This window comes from Aliisedimentitalea scapharcae, assembly GCF_045277565.1.
In the GTDB taxonomy this organism is placed as follows: Bacteria; Pseudomonadota; Alphaproteobacteria; order Rhodobacterales; family Rhodobacteraceae; genus Aliisedimentitalea; species Aliisedimentitalea scapharcae.
This window is the reverse complement of the sequence record NZ_CP123584.1, coordinates 2,473,437-2,489,439: the sequence shown is the minus strand read 5'-3', so window position 1 is coordinate 2,489,439 and position 16,003 is coordinate 2,473,437. Positions and strand designations below refer to the sequence as shown.

Genomic DNA, 16,003 nt, shown 5'->3' with positions numbered 1-16,003 from the left:
TTTGCCAGACCAAGCGGCAGGGTGGCAGGTGCCGAGGAATTGCCACCATGATCTTCGACCCGGCAGCTTGGCGAGACGTTGTTTGTGGAACTGGAAGGTGTTTCGAAGTCAGCCGTATGCTTCATTGCTGAAACTCTACGCTGACAGCGGTTTGAACCAGACCGGGTTTACCGGAGAGCATAAAGCTTGGAAGGTATGGTATGATCAAAGGCAATTCAGGAAACCGGTTTTCGACAGAGGTTCGCGCCCGTGCGGTGCGTTTGGTTCTAGAGAATGAAGCGGATTATCCCTCACGATCGAAAGCGGTTGTTTCGATCTCGGGGAAGATAGGATGCAGTCCCGAGACGTTGCGGGACTGGGTCAAGAAGCAGGCTGTTGAAAGCGGTGATCGAGACGGCATTACGCGGTCAGAACGCGAGGAATTGAAAGCACTTCAACGCGAGAACCGAGAGCTGAAGCAAGCAAACGACATTCTGCGCAAGGCGTCGGCTTTTTTCGCGGCGGCGGACCTCGACCGCCTACGGAAGAGATGATCATGTTCATTGCCGGTCATCGCAAGGAGCACGGCGTCGAGGCGATTTGCAAAGTTTTGCCGATCGCGCCTTCTACTTACTACCATCATCAAGCCGTTCAACGTGATCCAGAGAAAGCTTCTCTGCGGGCGCAGCGAGATGCTGTTTTATGTCCCAAGATTACAGAGCGATGGGAGGCCAGCAGTAAGCGTTATGGTGCGGTGAAGGTTTGGTATGATCTCATTGCAGCAGGTGAGGATGTCTCCCGATGCACGGTCGTTCGCCTGATGAAAGCGATGGGGCTTCAGGGTGTTACGCGTGGAAAGGGCAAGAAGACGACACAGAGTAACCCCGCCCTTCCATGCCCTGAGGATAAGGTGAACCGGGTCTTCAAGGCCCCCGCGCCGAACATATTGTGGGTGGCAGATTTTACCTATGTGCGCACGGTCGTTGGCTTTGTCTATGTGGCATTTATCATTGACGTCTTCGCCCGGTACATCGTTGGCTGGCAGGTGTCGTCGTCGCCCAATACCAAGTTGGTTCTCGATGCGCTGGATCAGGCGCTGGCCGCCCGAAATCCTGACCGAGACAGTCTCACCCACCATAGCGACAGGGGCGTCCAATATCTATCGATCAAGTATTCTGAACGCCTTGAAGAGGCAAAAATTGGAGCCTCGGTTGGAAGCATCGGAGACTCGTATGACAATGCACTGGCCGAGACCATAAACGGTCTCTACAAACCTGAGGTCATCGAACATGAAGGTCCATGGAGCGGAAAGAAAACCGTTGAAATGGCGACCCTCAATTGGGTGCATTGGTACAACGAAACGCGCCTCTACGGTCCACTCGGTTACATCTCACCAGCAACAGTGGAAAGGAACTTCTACAATACAGACTTCGCGGTTAAGATAGCCGCAGAATAGGAACTCTAACGTCTCCGGTAAACCCGGTCTGGTTCACATATGTCAGCTCGCCGGCGCGCGCCAAGCGTGCCAGTTTCTCGGCATCGCGCGTATCGTTCTTGATCCGATCGGTAGGTGCTTGTGGCGTCCGGCCAGGAGCCACGACACGACAGGTCATTCCGAGTGCGGTCAGTTGACGGAATAGTACGCAACCGCAGGGTCCCGCTTCGTAGCAATATTCCGTAATTCGATGCCGCGTGCTGATCTTCTTCATCAGTTTTGCAACGGCGTCCGGCGTGTTGGCGATCTCGCCAAACCGGCGTATCTCCCCATTGCGTCCCGCGTCGGCGAATGCGACTGTGATCGACGCCTTGTGGACGTCCATTCCGACATAAACATCTGGGTCTGACATTATCCGTTCTCCTTTTGCTGAAACCTGAACATCTCCAACATATCAGCGGCCCCGGAACTCGCGGGATCGCGCTGAGAACGGTCATCTCATCTACCTGTTCATGGGCTCAAAAGGCGGCGGTGAAGCAGCAGCAATCGCCTACACGCTCATTGAAACCTGTCGCATGAACAAGGTCGATCCTGAAGCGTGGCTAACTTGGGTCCTCGCCCGTGTCGCAGACCACAAAATGACCCAACTCGACGACCTCATGCCATGGAACTGGACGCCGGAATAAGTCAACACCAGTCAGACCGGACGCATACTCTGCAGATAGAGTAAGTTTCACTTGTTCTTCAGTGCAATCTGCAGAGTATCGATCATTCACAATGCTTGATATCCTTTTTGCCAACTTCAAGCTGATTGCTGTCTGAGAGCAGCCATTCCGCAAAAAGTTCAACCGTTGCGGCCAATCGGTCGGTCTTGCGCAGTGAACAGTCCCAAACCGTTGCGACCCGCCATCCTACCGTTGTCAACTGTTCCGTAATGGCGGCATCGCGAACTGCAGAGGCTTAGCGGTAGGGAAGGCTGAAAAGTGTGAAGCTGTTTGTCTGTGTGACCATCTGTGCGCCCGTTTCGGCCATGAGGCTTTCCATCGCGGCGCTGCCAGTGGGGCACGCCACGAGATCGGCCGCATCATCTAGGAAGTCCGCTGAGAATGCACTTTCGCCGACAAGCTTGCAGCCATCTGCTGGCCCACGATAGCCGCGGACGAAAACAAGGTCGGGATCAGGTTCGCTTTCCGCCAGAGCTGGCCCTGTTTCGGCGCAGCCCACAACAAGCAGGCCGACCGTCAAAATCGTGAAAACTGAAGGTCTTAGCCTCCCGGTTTTTCTGGTCTTACCTTTATCCGACTTGGAGGCTTTGATTTTCTGAGCGGCTGGCAACATCGTTCGCACTCCTCTCAACTGCTAAAATTTGTAGATATGCTTAAAGTAACGCATCTCGGTGCCGATTACAGTTGGGAGTCACTTCCAGCGCCAGAGATACAGCACTAGCAAAACTACGGCCCCAATGACAGATGTCACCAAGACGCCGAAGATACCGCCGCCCATAGAAAGACCGAGAGCGGGAAGAAGGTTGCTGCCGATTGCGGAACCACCAAAGCCAATTAGCATATTGCCCCAAAGGCCAAAGCGTGAACCCTTTACAATGACGCTTGCCAGCCAACCAATGATCGCCCCCACGACTGCAATGAGAATAAAGCCCGCGAACAGGCCTGGACCGTTGCTTACTACTTCTTCCATCCTGCTCTCTCTTCCAGTTCAAATTGTGAAAATGTCAAAAACCTATCAGCTTTGCAATTACGCCATGCCGACGAACTTGGGCCGTCACTTGTAGAAACTTGGGTTCCTCTGGCCGTCCGGGTCAGGCCCACCGACGTGACCCTTTTCCTTAAGCGCTGCCCTCGTTTGTTAAAGACATGATCCCTTCGGTCGTTCCATCGCCGTAGGTGATGCATTGCCAAGGGGCTGCATCTGGCCCGACGCCGACAATTACCAGAATATTGGCCTCGCGAGCCTCCGATGACAGAACCCTGACTTGACTATTGCCTGTCGTTTCGGCGACCGCCGCTAGACAATCCTGGTTCGCACGATTGGGAGACGAGGACGCGGAGCCAGTATCTTCCACGCACGCTGACAATCAAGTGCCAAAGATCACACAAGACGCCAGTTTAAGTGTTGTGTTCATGTTTATTCCTTTTCTGTGTTTTACGAAGTCATTTTGGTAGAACGTGTTAGATCGGCGACGAAAGCGATGCGACTTGCCAAATTTGAAACAGCACGCCGCCGAGACATCTAAGTCAATTGCATTGGTTGTATTGGTAGTCTCCGTATTCGATCCAGTTGTTATTGCCATCTTTGAAGACGAGAAATTCAGACTGGTCCTCTCCCAACAACGCGACCACAAAACCTTGTGGCGGCTGAGCATTACCAAAGTAGCTATAGGCAGTCATTGCACGCATGGTCTCGCCGTTGACTGTCACGATAGCGTCCCATTCGCCCTGTGCTTTATCAAGGATCAGGTATTCGATCTGACGTTTAACCTGACCACCGCCGCAGTACACCACCCCCTCTGGGGCCTCCATGGTGCTGTTGCCTGCTTGCGGTGTAGAACCGCAAGAGGATCGCAGTGATCTAATGGCCTTGCCCGACCCTTTAAGGTCAAAAAGCCCATAGCTCACATCTTGATCCGCCATGGATAGATTGAGGATGGCGTTGGCTGCAATCTGATCCAGAATGAACTGGTAGTCAGCTGAGTCTTGGAACACAACTTCAACAGGATAGTTATCGACAATCCGCAGGGTGGCGTTCTCTTGACCCGCTTGGAAAGATCCGACTTCTGTCGAGCCATTTTTCATAAACCGAATTGAAAGGCTTTGCTTCCCGACGATATCTTCGCTGTCGGGATACCCGGCAGGTGCAAAGCGCAATCGGTCACATTGCAATTCCAGCGTCATGTCGCCGGTCTGAATAAACGCATTTGGGGTCTGGCCACCGCTAAATCCCCATTCAGCAAATGCAGGTGCAGCGGATATGCAAAACAGTAGACACCCAGAAAGGAAAGTGTTCTTCATTCTTAACTCCTAAAAATCCCCGATTTCTGGGGTGATAACCGTCATGCGGTGTAGAGGTAAAGGCGATTGATCACCCGCTTACGACTGTGCTCCATAAGCATTCGTGCCCTCTTGCGAAGGTCGAGAAAGCCACCAAATCATCAAGACCGAAAGGCCAAGTTGAATCGCGTACATGACCATCAAACCGGTTGCACCAAGAAAGGCTGCTGGTCCTCTCAAAGTCTCAGGGTCTTCAACGCCAGTTTCGAGCGCTGAAAAAACTGCAACCCCGGTCAGCAGCATGAACATCGTTGCGATACTGAAGGCCATTGGAAGGAGAAGATACCATCCAGGACGGCCTGTATCATGTAAACGACGCCATCCCGCAGCAAGCAAGGGTAGCAAGATCGCCAACTGGAAAACCGAATTCAGCAAGTTCGATCCCTGTCCTGTTTCCGGATCAGTGTCAAAAAGGACCGAACTGAGTACCGCCAACCCGACGCTGACCAGGACGACGAACAGAACAAACCACCAATACTCTGATCTCTGCGCGCGGCCCGAAAACACGACGTACTTGGACAGACAGGTCTTGACCGATTGCGTGAAACCCATTGTAAAACCCCTCGTTTTGCTCTCTCCGTCATATTTTACGCTCTGAAATGTTTACGAAAAACAGAGGCGTTGCAAGAATTTTATGCAAATGGGAAAATTCAGACTGGGAAACCGCGCGGAAAGTGATTTACTGCAAGCAGCGTGTCCCCTGACAACCCAAATCGCGCTCTTAAGCCAAAGGTTACCAATGTCACAGCCCGCATACTTGCATCTGGTTTTGGGAGGAAGTGCCGGCGGGTGTTTGCGCGCGGCGGTTGCGACTTGCGGCCTGACAGGCCGCGTGCATGTGTTCGATGATGATCTGAGCCACGGTCCGTTGAACGACAAACAAGCGCGGGCCGCATATTTCGAGGTATTGTTCCAAAACTATGGTCAGTTGCCTGACGATCCGGTCCCTTCGTTGGCCGATTTCGATAGCCTCTCAGCCCATCTGTCGCAGGACATCACGCCAGAAGTCTGCATATGGGCTGGCGAGAATGCGTCGGAACGGACGTTTCTGGAGATGGCGTGTCATGGCCTACGCCTTTTCGAAGGTTCGGTGACCCGAGTTGGAACGACTGGCTTAAAGTCACTGCCGTATATAGGCCCGCAAACTCCGGCTTTACTGGCGAGCCTTTTTGATCAGCGAGAAGCCATAGACCCGATCACAAGAGCAGCGCTTTCTTCTGATTTTCTGCGCCTGCAAGACAGTGGTGCTACACTGCGTAAATGGGAAGCAGGCAAGATCGTGGATGTTTCCGAGGATTACTATGATGGTCTGCTTTTGGCGTGTTGCCAGAAAGACTGGGTTTCTGCTTCACGCGTGGTCGGTACGGCTATGGGTCGTTGCGACCAACACAACCTGTTGGGTGATGTATTCTTATCGGGAAGACTTCAGCATCTGATCGCGGAAAATGCGATTGAGGCCTCCGGCCCACAAACAAGCCTGCGTGACTATAATGTGCGACGTCAATGACCTTGCCCTACATCTGAGCAGTATTGAACAGTGATGCTGCGGTGGCTAAATGGCCCCGTGATATTGTAATTGAGCACTCTTTGAAGGATTGCGAATGACAAGAAACAACATGACTGTCATTGCGGCAGTCACATTGGCCGCAGCCATGTCGTTCTGGGCCGGGTCAGAATTTCGGAAGGCGCAATATGATGACGTGTGCCTTGATCTTGGCGGGGGACGAAATCCGGGGCAATACCCTATTTGTGTCGTTGAGCATCAAAACGCAGCGCTTTGGCTGGGACCGATCAGGGTCACACAAAATGATGTTGTTGAACTAGATCTCCAACGCGGGGAGAATGGGCAGCCGCAGATCCGCCTTGAGTTGACACCTGAGATCGCAAGCCCTCTGGCTGCTTTCACGGAGCAATCTATTGGTCAAAAACTAGATATTCGTATTGGCGACCAATTGGTCAACTCTGTGCAAATCGCCGGTGCGATTCAGGGCGCGAGCTTTATCTTGGCACTTTCTGATGCACAGGCCGAAGAACTAAAACTACTACTCACTCGAAACACCAACTGACCCAGAGGTATTCCTATAGGTTAGCTGTCTAATATCAAAATTTACTACAGATTGGAAAGAGTATGACCAACTCTAGACTTCGAATTGCAGGTATTATTGCTTTGGTTCTCGCTGGCCTGTCTTGGTTGGCTGAGAAAACTTTTTACGGTGGCATAGATCCGAACGGTGTTCTGCAGGAGAGCTTTTTCCTGCCACTGACTTTCATTCTGGCTGCACTGGGCGTAATTTTGATGCTTGTTTCGCTTTTGGTTAAGCGGCGTAAGTGAAATCTTCTTTGGTATTCGCTCGCCGACTGAGTGCTATCAAGACTTGGATGTCGGCATGCCAATCAACGAAGCACAGGGCAGTGCCATTGTTCTTTTCGGCGCGGCCTAAGGTGCGGGAACATTGAAAACCTGCTCACTCTCGATCCACGCTGGAGTCGCGAAAACAACCTCAGCCTCCGGTGAACTCGGCGCGGGTTAACCAAGAGCGCGCACTCTACAGCAGAGACAATTTCAAGACCAATCGAGCCGATGCTCCCGCCGAGTGGCGTCAGCAGTATTTGAACAGCGGGTTACTTCACAAGGTCGAGCCGTTGCAGCGTGGCCTTGGGGGATATCACTTGCGGTGGCAAGCTGGTTTGGTCGAGCAGCTCTCGAAAGTCAGGGCCTTTATAAGCTTGCACTGAGCGTAAACCTTCGGTGCCGAACTCCAGTATCGTAAAGCTACGCTCACTTCGAACTGTGTCCCCGATCAGAGCCCGCGTGCCGCCCCCCAGACATGCCTGCGAGACATAGGCTACGCCATCCTTCCAGCCAGGATAAAAGGCGTGGTGGTGGCCCGACAGATGCAGATCGACATCCAGCTTGTGATAGAGTGCCTCTAGTGCTGGATCGCCGATAATTTCACGCTCACGGCTCTGGGCGAAGGGCCAAAGTGGCAGGTGGCTGAAGGTAACAGCTGGTCCTGAGCCCTTCATTGCCTTGGACATACGGTTCATTTGATCGCCCCGAAGGGGGCCGAGCGTGGTTGCGTCGAGTGAAGCAAAACGTATGCCGCCCATTTCGAAGGCGTAGAAAAATGGATAGTCACTGTCGTCGATGTAGTCGAGCATGGGCTTCATCGCCCGCCATTGCTCTGCGAAGATTGCGCGTTCCGCTTCGAACCCACCATAGGCGGATGCATCGTGGTTTCCCGGAGTAACGACCAAGGGAATGCCCGCGCGGTTCAGCGGTTCGGTGACCTCGGCATGGAAGGCCTCCCACATCGCGCGCACTTCTGGTTCGCTCAGAACCGGGCGGCGCTGCCCCGCTACCATGTCGCCCGTGGAAATGACCAGATCTGGGGCAAGCGCTATGATGCGATCGACCGCCGCAGCTACGTGGGGGCTATAGCGCGTCGACCCGTATGATCCGTTAAGGTCGGAAATGACTGCAACCCGCAAGTTTTGAGCAAATGTGGAGCCGCAAAATATTAGCAGAAAGAGTGTGCTTAGGACTGCTCTAGCTACCATCACAGGGGAACTCCTGTGCAACGACACTGCCGGTTTCGAAAAATTTCTTAGGTTCGAGATCGAAGATCAATTGGCCCTGTTCACAGCTTTGCCGCAGGATATCGCTGGCCAATGTGGTGTTTTTCACGACCTGCGCCACCTCGCGGTCGCTTAGACCGAAGGATGTTTCAAGCCATTGAAATATCGGGCCGCTGCTTTGCAGATCCGCATTCAGCGCCACAAGTTTAACGTAGGTGTTTGCGTTTATATGCCGGAACTTTTCTAGCATTTGCGTGCTTTTGGCGAAATTGGCATATTGCACCCGGCCACCAGCATCGTTGTCGTTGAGGTTGGTTCGCCGCAACAGAATAGCGTCCGCCGGAACCGACCCGTCACCGGCTTCGTGGTGCTTTGTCCGTTTGTGCGTCAGCTTCCCATCTTCAAGCCAATAGTAATACGGTGTGAAATCGATATTTCCGACCCTGTCCTGCTGGCTGAAGATGAAGTCCAGCAGCACAATCTCGGTCAGTTCGGTCATCCAGAAGACCATCTGCTGCGGCGTCACGGACTGCCCTAGGTCCTTAGCGATCTGCCGGTCCTTGCTGCCCTCGATCAGACCGAATTCGATTGCTTGGATCAGCGGCTTGTCTGACCGCAGCGCCAGGAAAGCAGGTGTTTTCTGGAAATCCTGATTCTGACCCTTGCCCCAGCCCGAGACGCGCGTGCCATTGATCTCCGAGCCATAGCGGTGCCCAGGACTGCTGGTCAGTGCGCCATAGATCTGGCTGCGATTGGCCGTGAACAGATCATCCGTCGGCTGATAGCCAGCAGGGTTTTTTTCGGCATTGACCAACGCCTCCCAACCGGCATGGTTCATCCGCCCGCCATGCCTGCCGCTCGACAGCGAAAGCCCCGCACGCGCGACCTCGCCCAGATGCGCGCCCGCGTCAATGGACCGCCAGACCGTGACCGGGACCTTGACTGACATGTCGAAATATCGCGAGAAGTGATAGTAGAGCAGCGGAGAAGGAGAAAACGTGCCGCTCGTGCCCTTGGCGTTCATGGTCGGCTTGAACTTGGCTAGCGTGTCCTTGGCCAGATCGCCCGCTGATTTTCCTTCCTTGCAGGCATTGCGTTCAAATTCTACTTTGTCCCTGGCATAGGGTCCTTGGCTTATGTCATGGATCATTGTTCCCGGACTGGTACTCCAGGTCTTGGGACACATGGCGACATCTGGGGCATAGAGATCGATGGCGCAGTAGGCGGCCTCCTGTTCGAGGTCGTTCTTGCCGTAGGTCCCTCCGGGTGCTTGCGCGATGCGCACACAGCGTTCGACAATCCCGTTTGGGCTTTGGTGAAAAGTTTCAATGCCCTGCACGGCATCAGAGGCAAATGCAGGCGTCGCGGCGGTGATCAGGGCCAGAACAAGGGGCTTTTTCATGGTGTTCATTTCGGGCAAATCGCTGCTTGTTGATCAGCCGAGATCTTCAGCGTTGGGTCGATCTTGAATTTATCGAACTTTGCGTCAATCCAGGCGTCGCAACCTCCGGAACAGGGCGCCCCGTTGCGCGCTTCGTCCCAATAGGCTTTGGCTCGCGCCTCGGACCAGTCGCAGAATTGAACAAGCGCCATTGCCGAGAGGGCGCCAGAAGCATGAACGCCCCACATGCAATGCACCATAATCGGCCCGCCATTGCTCGTGATTTTGTCATGCACTGCTTTCATCACGGCAGCGGGGCGCGATGAGCGGGCCGACTCATAGCTGAATGCGCCCGATCCGCAAGACGTCTGGCCATAGTCGGTATTCTTTCCAAAATCTGCGTAAAATGCCCCCGAAAACCCTGCCTCACAAAGCTGACCGCGCTGTGCTTTGGACAGCCCGGTGCGCGACTTGTCGCCTCCTTTAAACCCGGAACGATACATGACCCCGGTTAGAACGGGACGTACGAAAGCGAGGCCGTCGGCCGGTGACGGGTTGGATCGGGCCAGAATCTCGGTTTGGGACGCCCCGCCCGATCTGGAAGTGAAATCCACTGCCGCTGCTGGACCAGCCACCCCCGCGAGAGAGACACCCACCGCGAGGCTGGCTGCAAGATTAAATGATTTAGTCATTGGTCGATCTCCATTCTCAGTGTCTGGAAGCACAACATGTGCCTGTAAACCTAGTCAATTCGATAGGTAAGAAGCCGGGAATCTTTGCCGTCGTCGGTAACGATGAAGATGGTCTGTCCGTCCAAACTCAGAGCCACGCCCTCTGCATTTTCAACACGACGAGACTTTCCCCCGGCTTCTCTCATCAATGCCCAGCCTCTCGCTTGCATTGTGGCAAAGCAGAAAAAGTAAAGCGCCTGTCCTGTGTCGCTGGTTATCCATAGACCCTGCCGCTGCCCGTCCCAGGCCAGGCCCGAAACATCCAGACGATCATCTTGTGCCCGGTCGGACACGAATCCGGCAGAACCGGTCAAAGGCACGATCCTACGCACTTGGCTTAGGTCTGGTGCTACTTCGATCAACAGCCTTGGACCGCGCTCTTTCACCACGAACACCGTTCCGGTTTCGGGGTCGATGGTGATCCCTTCCAGACCATCATTGGAGTCGCTTGCCGCAAAATGCGCCGCCAGGCTGCCTGCTCCCTCCATTGCCAGTATCGGATGCCGCGTTATGCGTCCGTCTGGTGCCACATCAAGTATCTCGGACGTGTCTTCACGAACGGTGAGTATGCGCCCTCCAGCCAGATCAAAGGTAACGCCTTCCAAGCCCGGTAAAGCGTGCAGAGTTTCCTTCTTCTGAACCTTTCCCGCTTCGTCCAGGCGAAAAAGCCGTGCGGTATCATCGCTGACGGCCCAGAACCCGCCATTTTCTGACAGGCTGAGCCCTGAAACTTCGGTAAAATCCTGGCTGCGATCCGCGACCTTATCAGAACTGACAAAACGTAGAACCAGTTTCTCGGATTTGGCCGGGGCTGGAAACCCATATCCCCCAGACAGGAAAAGCATCGCCAACGCCGCTAAAACGAATTTGTGGAGACATGACCTGGACAGCGGGGCCAACTTGTTCACGCCTCAGTCAACATGCCAGTCGTCAATCCCGCTTTCAGGGGCTGAAACCAACTGCATCATTTCGCGCTCAAGCGCAGATCTTCTAAACCCGCGCGGTCCCGATACCACGTAACTCACGATAGGTTTGAACTTGGTCTTGCTCATCGACACCGTTTTGAATCCACGTTCGGTTAACTGGTGACGCAAGGCGAACATTGCGTCGGAGCTTGTGTCCTTTTCTGAAAACCGGACCTCCAGTTCGAAAGTTATGGGTCCGCCAAATACATAAATCACAGCCCATGCACTGGCCGTGGTGATCAGGGCCACAACCGGTAAATCCAGACCGGCGCATAGCCCGATCAGAGTTGCCAGAATCAGGCGCATTGTATCAGCTGACCCATCGTCGGACTTGAAGCGCAACAGACCGCCGAGACCAAAGAGCACGAAGCCAATGAGATATCCGTGATGCATGATCAGGAACCCGACAACCATCCCGATCAGGGCATAGACGAACAGTTCTTTTGGGGCATCGAAATCCGAACGTGTGCGGCGAGTCGCCAGCATGACGGGATGATAGGCGATCGCAGCGATCATCACTGTTGTTCCAAGCAGCGCGATCGCGAAATCCAATAGCTCAGTGGGATAGAATATCTGATCCCATCCGCGACCCCGGACGTCGATTTCAGGGAGAATGGATCCGGCTGCATCCATGACCTGCGCGTGGACGGGACCGACCGCAATGCAGAAACAGCCAATCGCCAGGACGGTCAGCCAGCCCTGCGAGGTACGAAAATTCTCTGCCACGCTGTTGAAGTCCTTGATTATGAGGTCTCTTGTAAACATTACACGTCCGGCGGGGAAATTTGTCAAACCGGAACACCTGCACCGACCCCGCGGAACCCTGTTGCGGCGCACGCATTTCGCCGGACCGGTGATCATTTCACTGCCTTCGCGGCGGCTCCGATTATAGCTAGCAATATGGGTTGATGAAGCAAATACACCGCCAAGCTGTGTCTGCCGGGCCACGCCAAAGCCTGCGCTGGAAAACGGCCCGGCCACTTCGGCTCGAGCCCCTTGGGGTCGGCAATCTTTGCTGCGGCGATTCCCAAAAGAAACGGTGCGATCCAAGGAACAATAGGAATGAAATCCAACGACGCGCGCACCTCCATCCCAAGCCCTGTCCAGGCCATCCACGGAGACGCGAACACGGCGCGCCCTATCGTTTCGAAGGCAATCAGGATCAACGCAGCACCGCTCAACGATACCCATCCTGGAGCGAAAAGAAACGGCACGCCCAAAAGGCTGGCGACCGCGAGTGCATGCAGGATGCCAAAAAAAACGTATTGCGATGGAAAGGCTGCGTAAGTGGCCAAGGTGACAAGGCAGGCGGCGCCAGAAATCAGGACGACCCGCCGCAACCAGGCCTTGCCGCAAAAGCCGCGGGCATGGGCCAGTACAAGGCTCACACCGGACAGAAACAGAAAACTTCCAGCAACAGCGCGCGCGAAAATGGCCCATCCACTGTTCAGGGTTGTTCCCTGCGCGATCATCCCGAAGACTTCCAAATCCCTGAAGAAATGAAAAACAATCATCCCGAACAGGGCGATTGTTCGCGCGACATCCAGAAAAAGCAACCTATTTTCCCTGATTTCGGAACCGGTAAACATAATAAATCGTCCTCCTGTTCCGCGTCACGCTCAGGTTCTTACATCTTCGTACAGCCTTTGAATGACTGGTTCGTATCTGTCTGACGTCACCTCTCTACCTGTTCACCATGGAATCGATCTCGCTTATGGTCTTGTCCAGATCAGGCATCTGGCGCGCTTGTGTTGCTTGCTCGTAAGCATAGCCAATAATTATTAGGTTGTCCTCGCCCAGAAAGTCACCGATCAAAATAATACCCTCCGGCTGACCGTCTTCACCATAACCGGCAGGCACAGTCAGCGCAGGGAAGCCGGTCGCCGCATAGATTTGCGAATCGCTGAGCAATACATCCAGCGCATAGGCCTCAAAGAGACTGCCGAGGTCGTCGGCCACTGACATGCTCTCAGCCACTTGGGCTGCGTACTCATCGGGTGTGAGCGGGCTTTTCATAGCGCTCTCAAGATAGCCCTGCCCGTAGGGCGCACGGTTGTCGGAGTCTGCGCTGTTGATGTCGACAATCTCTGCCAATGATCTAACCGGCGCTTCATCAGATAAATCGGTGAGGAAGGCGTCCAGCGCGGAGCGGAAACCGTAGTCTATGAAGGCGCTTAAGTCAGGCGTGCTTGGCATTGCAGCGGCCGACACCTCGACCAACTCAATGCCTATGTCGACAAATGGTGTTGCCTGCATGCGCACTTTGTCATTGCTCTGGATCATGGCCTGACGGAATTGGGAGGCGCTGTCTTCACCCAGCTCAAAGTCAGCAATCATCTGATCGATGAAGGCGTTATCCTGGACAACAATGCCCAGCTTCTTGCCGACTGCATTTTCAGCCACCAGAAATTGGGTGTAGTCCGTACCGGCGACTTCGACTGCGTCGAATGTTACCAGATCTTTCTCATCCTCGTCGGTCATGGCGCTGAGCATCACGGCCACATCGCTGACAGTGCGCCCAATCGGGCCGGGCACATCCATCCAATCGACCAACGGCAGGATATGATCCCGGCTGACCAGGCCCCGGCTGGTTTTAAGCCCGACAACGCCGTTGATTTTTGCTGGCAGAATGATCGACCCCTGTGTTTCAGTTCCCACGGTCACGGCTGCAAAATTGGCTGCAGCCGCCACGGCCGAACCACTGCTGGATCCAAGGGTACCGTAGGGGCCATAGGGGTTGCGTGTCTGCCCACCGAGCACACTGAAGCCGTTGGGCATGTCGACATCCATATAGTTGGCCCACTCAGAGAGATTGGTCTTACCCAGGACAATGGCCCCTGCCTCACGCAATTGCGAGACTAGGAAAGCGTCGCGGCTGGGCTGCCAATCCCGCATAGCCCATGCTCCGGCAGTTGTATGCATGCCCTCGCCAGTGGCGATGTTATCCTTAAAAAGCACAGGGATGCCGTGCATGGGGCTTCGAACAGTGCCGGCTGCGCGTTCGACGTCGAGATCGCGAGCAAAAGCCAGGGCTTCGGGATTGAGTTCCAAAACTGAGTTAAGCTTGTCCATGTCATAAGCTCTGATTCGCTGCACATAGTAGGTCACCAACTCTTCGGCACTGAATTGGCCGTTATTCATCAGAACCTGCAATTCGAGCAAAGTGACTTCAGCCACGAGAGTATCCATCACGGCAATTCGATTAGGATCAAGGCCAGACAATGCGGCTTCAAAGGCGCTGAAATCTAGCTGCCGCTTGCTGCTGTAGTCTGGTTCTGCCAGTGGATATGGCGGCAGTCCTTCAGCCTTAACCAAGCTAAATATACCGGCCCCCGCCGCTATCAGCACTACGCCGTGATGAGGAGTATTAGAGTTTTCTTCACTAGGCTGTCGGCATGGCTCACAATGAAAAGGTTTCCTTGCGGAAATCTCCAATAACATGGCTCTCTGTCACCGACATTTCCTTAGTAGAATGGAATTCGTATCACACTGCCGCTTATTAAGGAACGTCTGAACAACGACCCGGCTTAGCTGTTTTGATTTGATTTTGACCTTGAGTGGAGGGCTTTCCTTCGGTTTCGGCGGTTTTACGGTTCTTTTGATGGCGCGGCGGTGTTTTTTGGCGGACTCCATCCGTCACGCCATCAGTTTCCGCCGGACCAGATACAGATTGCCGAGGGCGAACAGGCTGAACAATTGTGCCCGGTTCTTTGCCAGACCACGATACCGAGTCTTGATGTAGCCGAACTGACGTTTAAGCACCCGGAACGGATGCTCGACCCGTGCCCTGACTTTGGCGATCAGGCGGTTGATATATTCGTCATCGGGATGCAATTCGTCGCCTTTGGGGGCCTTGCGCATGACGCCCCAGAACTTTCCGGGCCCGGCAAAGGCGTCTGCGCGTTCTGCACTTACATAGGCCTTGTCCGCCCAGACCGATGTCTCATCGCCGTGTAACAAATCCTCCCAGACCCGACTGTCGTGTACCTTGGCCGTACTCGTCTCAAGGCTGTGCACGATGCCACTTTCGGCATCCACGCCGACATGCGCTTTCATGCCAAAATACCAATCATTGCCTTTCTTGGTGCTGCTCATCTCGGGGTCGCGCTTGCCAGCCTTGTTCTTGGTCGAGGGCGGGGCGTCGATGATCGTTGCATCAACCAGCGTCCCCGAGCGCAGCAACATGCCGTTCTCGACCAAATACGCGTTCACCTCGGCAAAGATTGCCTCGCTCAGGTCATGGCGTTCCAGAAGGTGGCGGAAGTTCAGGATGGTGGTCTCGTCGGGGATGCGGTCATCACCCAGTTCCAGCCCTGCAAAACGGCGCATCGCGTCACTGTCATAGAGGCTTTCCTCGGCCATCGGATCGCTGAGCGCATACCACTGTTGCAGGCAGTAGATGCGCAGCATCACCGTCAAGGGTATCGCCGGTCGACCGCCCTTGCTGCCCATCTTGGGATAGTGAGGTTCGATCAGCACCACCAAGCGTGACCACGGCACCACGGCTTCCATCTCCGCCAGAAACTTCTCCCGCCGCGTCACCTTACTTCTTGGTTGAATGGGCCAGTGAAGCGAATGTCATCTGCTTGGGCATCGGGGGCTCCTAGATCGTTCAATCCGAGCCTATCAGATCACGCCAACATGCCGAGGTTTTTCAGAGGGTCCTTAACGCTCATATCAACCCTCTTGGGCGAGTTGCGCCGAGGTCCGGGTGTCTGAAACACAAAGCCAGTTATTTTGCTGCGCGGTGCTAATGCGGATATCATTCCCTAAATAGACAAAACTCAGAGTGGGTCACCTCGACGGGTCTACGTTGACACTCCCTTTTCTTCAAAACGCATAATTCCGCCCTTCATACGCGCCGCAAA

The 16,003-nt window shown here is 54.4% G+C and carries 15 protein-coding genes, 2 pseudogenes and 1 other annotated feature; of the genes and pseudogenes, 5 read left to right on the top strand and 12 right to left on the bottom strand.

Features of this window, described 5'->3' with window-relative positions:
• The first annotated feature begins 200 nt into the window (after positions 1-200).
• Positions 201-1,435 (top strand): IS3 family transposase gene (locus QEZ52_RS11800; protein ID WP_406644548.1). Its coding sequence is split into 2 segments (ribosomal slippage): positions 201-501 and positions 501-1,435, totalling 1,236 coding nucleotides; the frame shifts between segments, so codons are not numbered across the junction.
• Positions 488-604: a sequence feature (AL1L pseudoknot), on the top strand. Its footprint overlaps the gene before it by 117 nt.
• On the opposite strand, the gene QEZ52_RS11795 is transcribed toward QEZ52_RS11800, so the two are convergent.
• A complete protein-coding gene (locus QEZ52_RS11795) occupies positions 1,416-1,826 on the bottom strand; it encodes a transposase (RefSeq protein WP_406644546.1) in 411 nt (136 codons plus the stop codon). The two genes, QEZ52_RS11800 and QEZ52_RS11795, sit on opposite strands and share 20 nt — an antisense overlap.
• Before the next feature lie 79 nt (positions 1,827-1,905).
• Between QEZ52_RS11795 and QEZ52_RS11790 the strand changes: the two are divergent.
• Positions 1,906-2,100, top strand: a pseudogene (locus QEZ52_RS11790) (transposase domain-containing protein); the annotation flags it as partial.
• Positions 2,101-2,374: 274 nt separating this feature from the next.
• Here the strand turns inward: QEZ52_RS11790 and QEZ52_RS11785 are convergent.
• The 4 genes from QEZ52_RS11785 to QEZ52_RS11770 all read right to left on the bottom strand — a co-directional run bounded on the left by QEZ52_RS11785 (position 2,375) and on the right by QEZ52_RS11770 (position 5,031).
• Positions 2,375-2,752 (bottom strand): hypothetical protein, encoded by a 378-nt coding sequence (locus QEZ52_RS11785; RefSeq protein WP_406644545.1) that lies wholly within the window; start codon positions 2,750-2,752, stop codon positions 2,375-2,377.
• Between the two features lie 78 nt (positions 2,753-2,830).
• Positions 2,831-3,109 carry a GlsB/YeaQ/YmgE family stress response membrane protein gene (locus QEZ52_RS11780; RefSeq protein WP_406644544.1) on the bottom strand — a complete coding sequence of 93 codons (279 nt, stop codon included), beginning with the start codon at positions 3,107-3,109 and terminating at the stop codon, positions 2,831-2,833.
• Positions 3,110-3,666: 557 nt separating this feature from the next.
• A complete protein-coding gene (locus QEZ52_RS11775) occupies positions 3,667-4,440 on the bottom strand; it encodes a hypothetical protein (RefSeq protein ID WP_406644543.1) in 774 nt (257 codons plus the stop codon).
• 78 nt (positions 4,441-4,518) lie between these two features.
• On the bottom strand, positions 4,519-5,031 hold the full coding sequence (locus tag QEZ52_RS11770; RefSeq protein WP_406644542.1) for a DUF805 domain-containing protein: 513 nt from the start codon (positions 5,029-5,031) through the stop codon (positions 4,519-4,521).
• Positions 5,032-5,218: 187 nt separating this feature from the next.
• On the opposite strand from QEZ52_RS11770, the gene QEZ52_RS11765 reads away from it, so the two are divergent.
• The 3 genes from QEZ52_RS11765 to QEZ52_RS11755 all read left to right on the top strand — a co-directional run bounded on the left by QEZ52_RS11765 (position 5,219) and on the right by QEZ52_RS11755 (position 6,811).
• Positions 5,219-5,986 carry a DUF1835 domain-containing protein gene (locus QEZ52_RS11765; protein WP_406644541.1) on the top strand — a complete coding sequence of 256 codons (768 nt, stop codon included), beginning with the start codon at positions 5,219-5,221 and terminating at the stop codon, positions 5,984-5,986.
• A 109-nt stretch (positions 5,987-6,095) separates the two neighbouring features.
• On the top strand, positions 6,096-6,545 hold the full coding sequence (locus tag QEZ52_RS11760) for a SecDF P1 head subdomain-containing protein (protein ID WP_406644540.1): 450 nt from the start codon (positions 6,096-6,098) through the stop codon (positions 6,543-6,545).
• A 62-nt stretch (positions 6,546-6,607) separates the two neighbouring features.
• Positions 6,608-6,811: a DUF3955 domain-containing protein gene (locus QEZ52_RS11755; RefSeq protein WP_406644539.1), complete on the top strand. Its 204-nt coding sequence runs from the start codon at positions 6,608-6,610 to the stop codon at positions 6,809-6,811.
• A 290-nt stretch (positions 6,812-7,101) separates the two neighbouring features.
• On the opposite strand, the gene QEZ52_RS11750 is transcribed toward QEZ52_RS11755, so the two are convergent.
• From QEZ52_RS11750 to QEZ52_RS11720, 7 genes and pseudogenes are all read right to left on the bottom strand, one after another.
• Positions 7,102-8,040: a metallophosphoesterase family protein gene (locus tag QEZ52_RS11750; RefSeq protein WP_406650444.1), complete on the bottom strand. Its 939-nt coding sequence runs from the start codon at positions 8,038-8,040 to the stop codon at positions 7,102-7,104.
• Complete coding sequence (locus QEZ52_RS11745; RefSeq protein ID WP_406644538.1) at positions 8,030-9,397, bottom strand: hypothetical protein; 1,368 nt, start codon at positions 9,395-9,397, stop codon at positions 8,030-8,032. The genes QEZ52_RS11750 and QEZ52_RS11745 overlap by 11 nt, the downstream gene beginning before the upstream one ends.
• Before the next feature lie 68 nt (positions 9,398-9,465).
• Positions 9,466-10,131 carry a hypothetical protein gene (locus QEZ52_RS11740; protein WP_406644537.1) on the bottom strand — a complete coding sequence of 222 codons (666 nt, stop codon included), beginning with the start codon at positions 10,129-10,131 and terminating at the stop codon, positions 9,466-9,468.
• Positions 10,132-10,181: 50 nt separating this feature from the next.
• Positions 10,182-11,015, bottom strand: coding sequence for an SdiA-regulated domain-containing protein (locus QEZ52_RS11735; RefSeq protein ID WP_406644536.1), 834 nt, complete (start codon positions 11,013-11,015; stop codon positions 10,182-10,184).
• A 977-nt stretch (positions 11,016-11,992) separates the two neighbouring features.
• Positions 11,993-12,724: a heparan-alpha-glucosaminide N-acetyltransferase gene (locus QEZ52_RS11730; RefSeq protein WP_406644535.1), complete on the bottom strand. Its 732-nt coding sequence runs from the start codon at positions 12,722-12,724 to the stop codon at positions 11,993-11,995.
• Between the two features lie 94 nt (positions 12,725-12,818).
• Positions 12,819-14,576: an amidase family protein gene (locus QEZ52_RS11725; protein WP_406644534.1), complete on the bottom strand. Its 1,758-nt coding sequence runs from the start codon at positions 14,574-14,576 to the stop codon at positions 12,819-12,821.
• Between the two features lie 195 nt (positions 14,577-14,771).
• Positions 14,772-15,729: pseudogene (locus QEZ52_RS11720) on the bottom strand (IS5 family transposase).
• Positions 15,730-16,003: the final 274 nt, after the last annotated feature.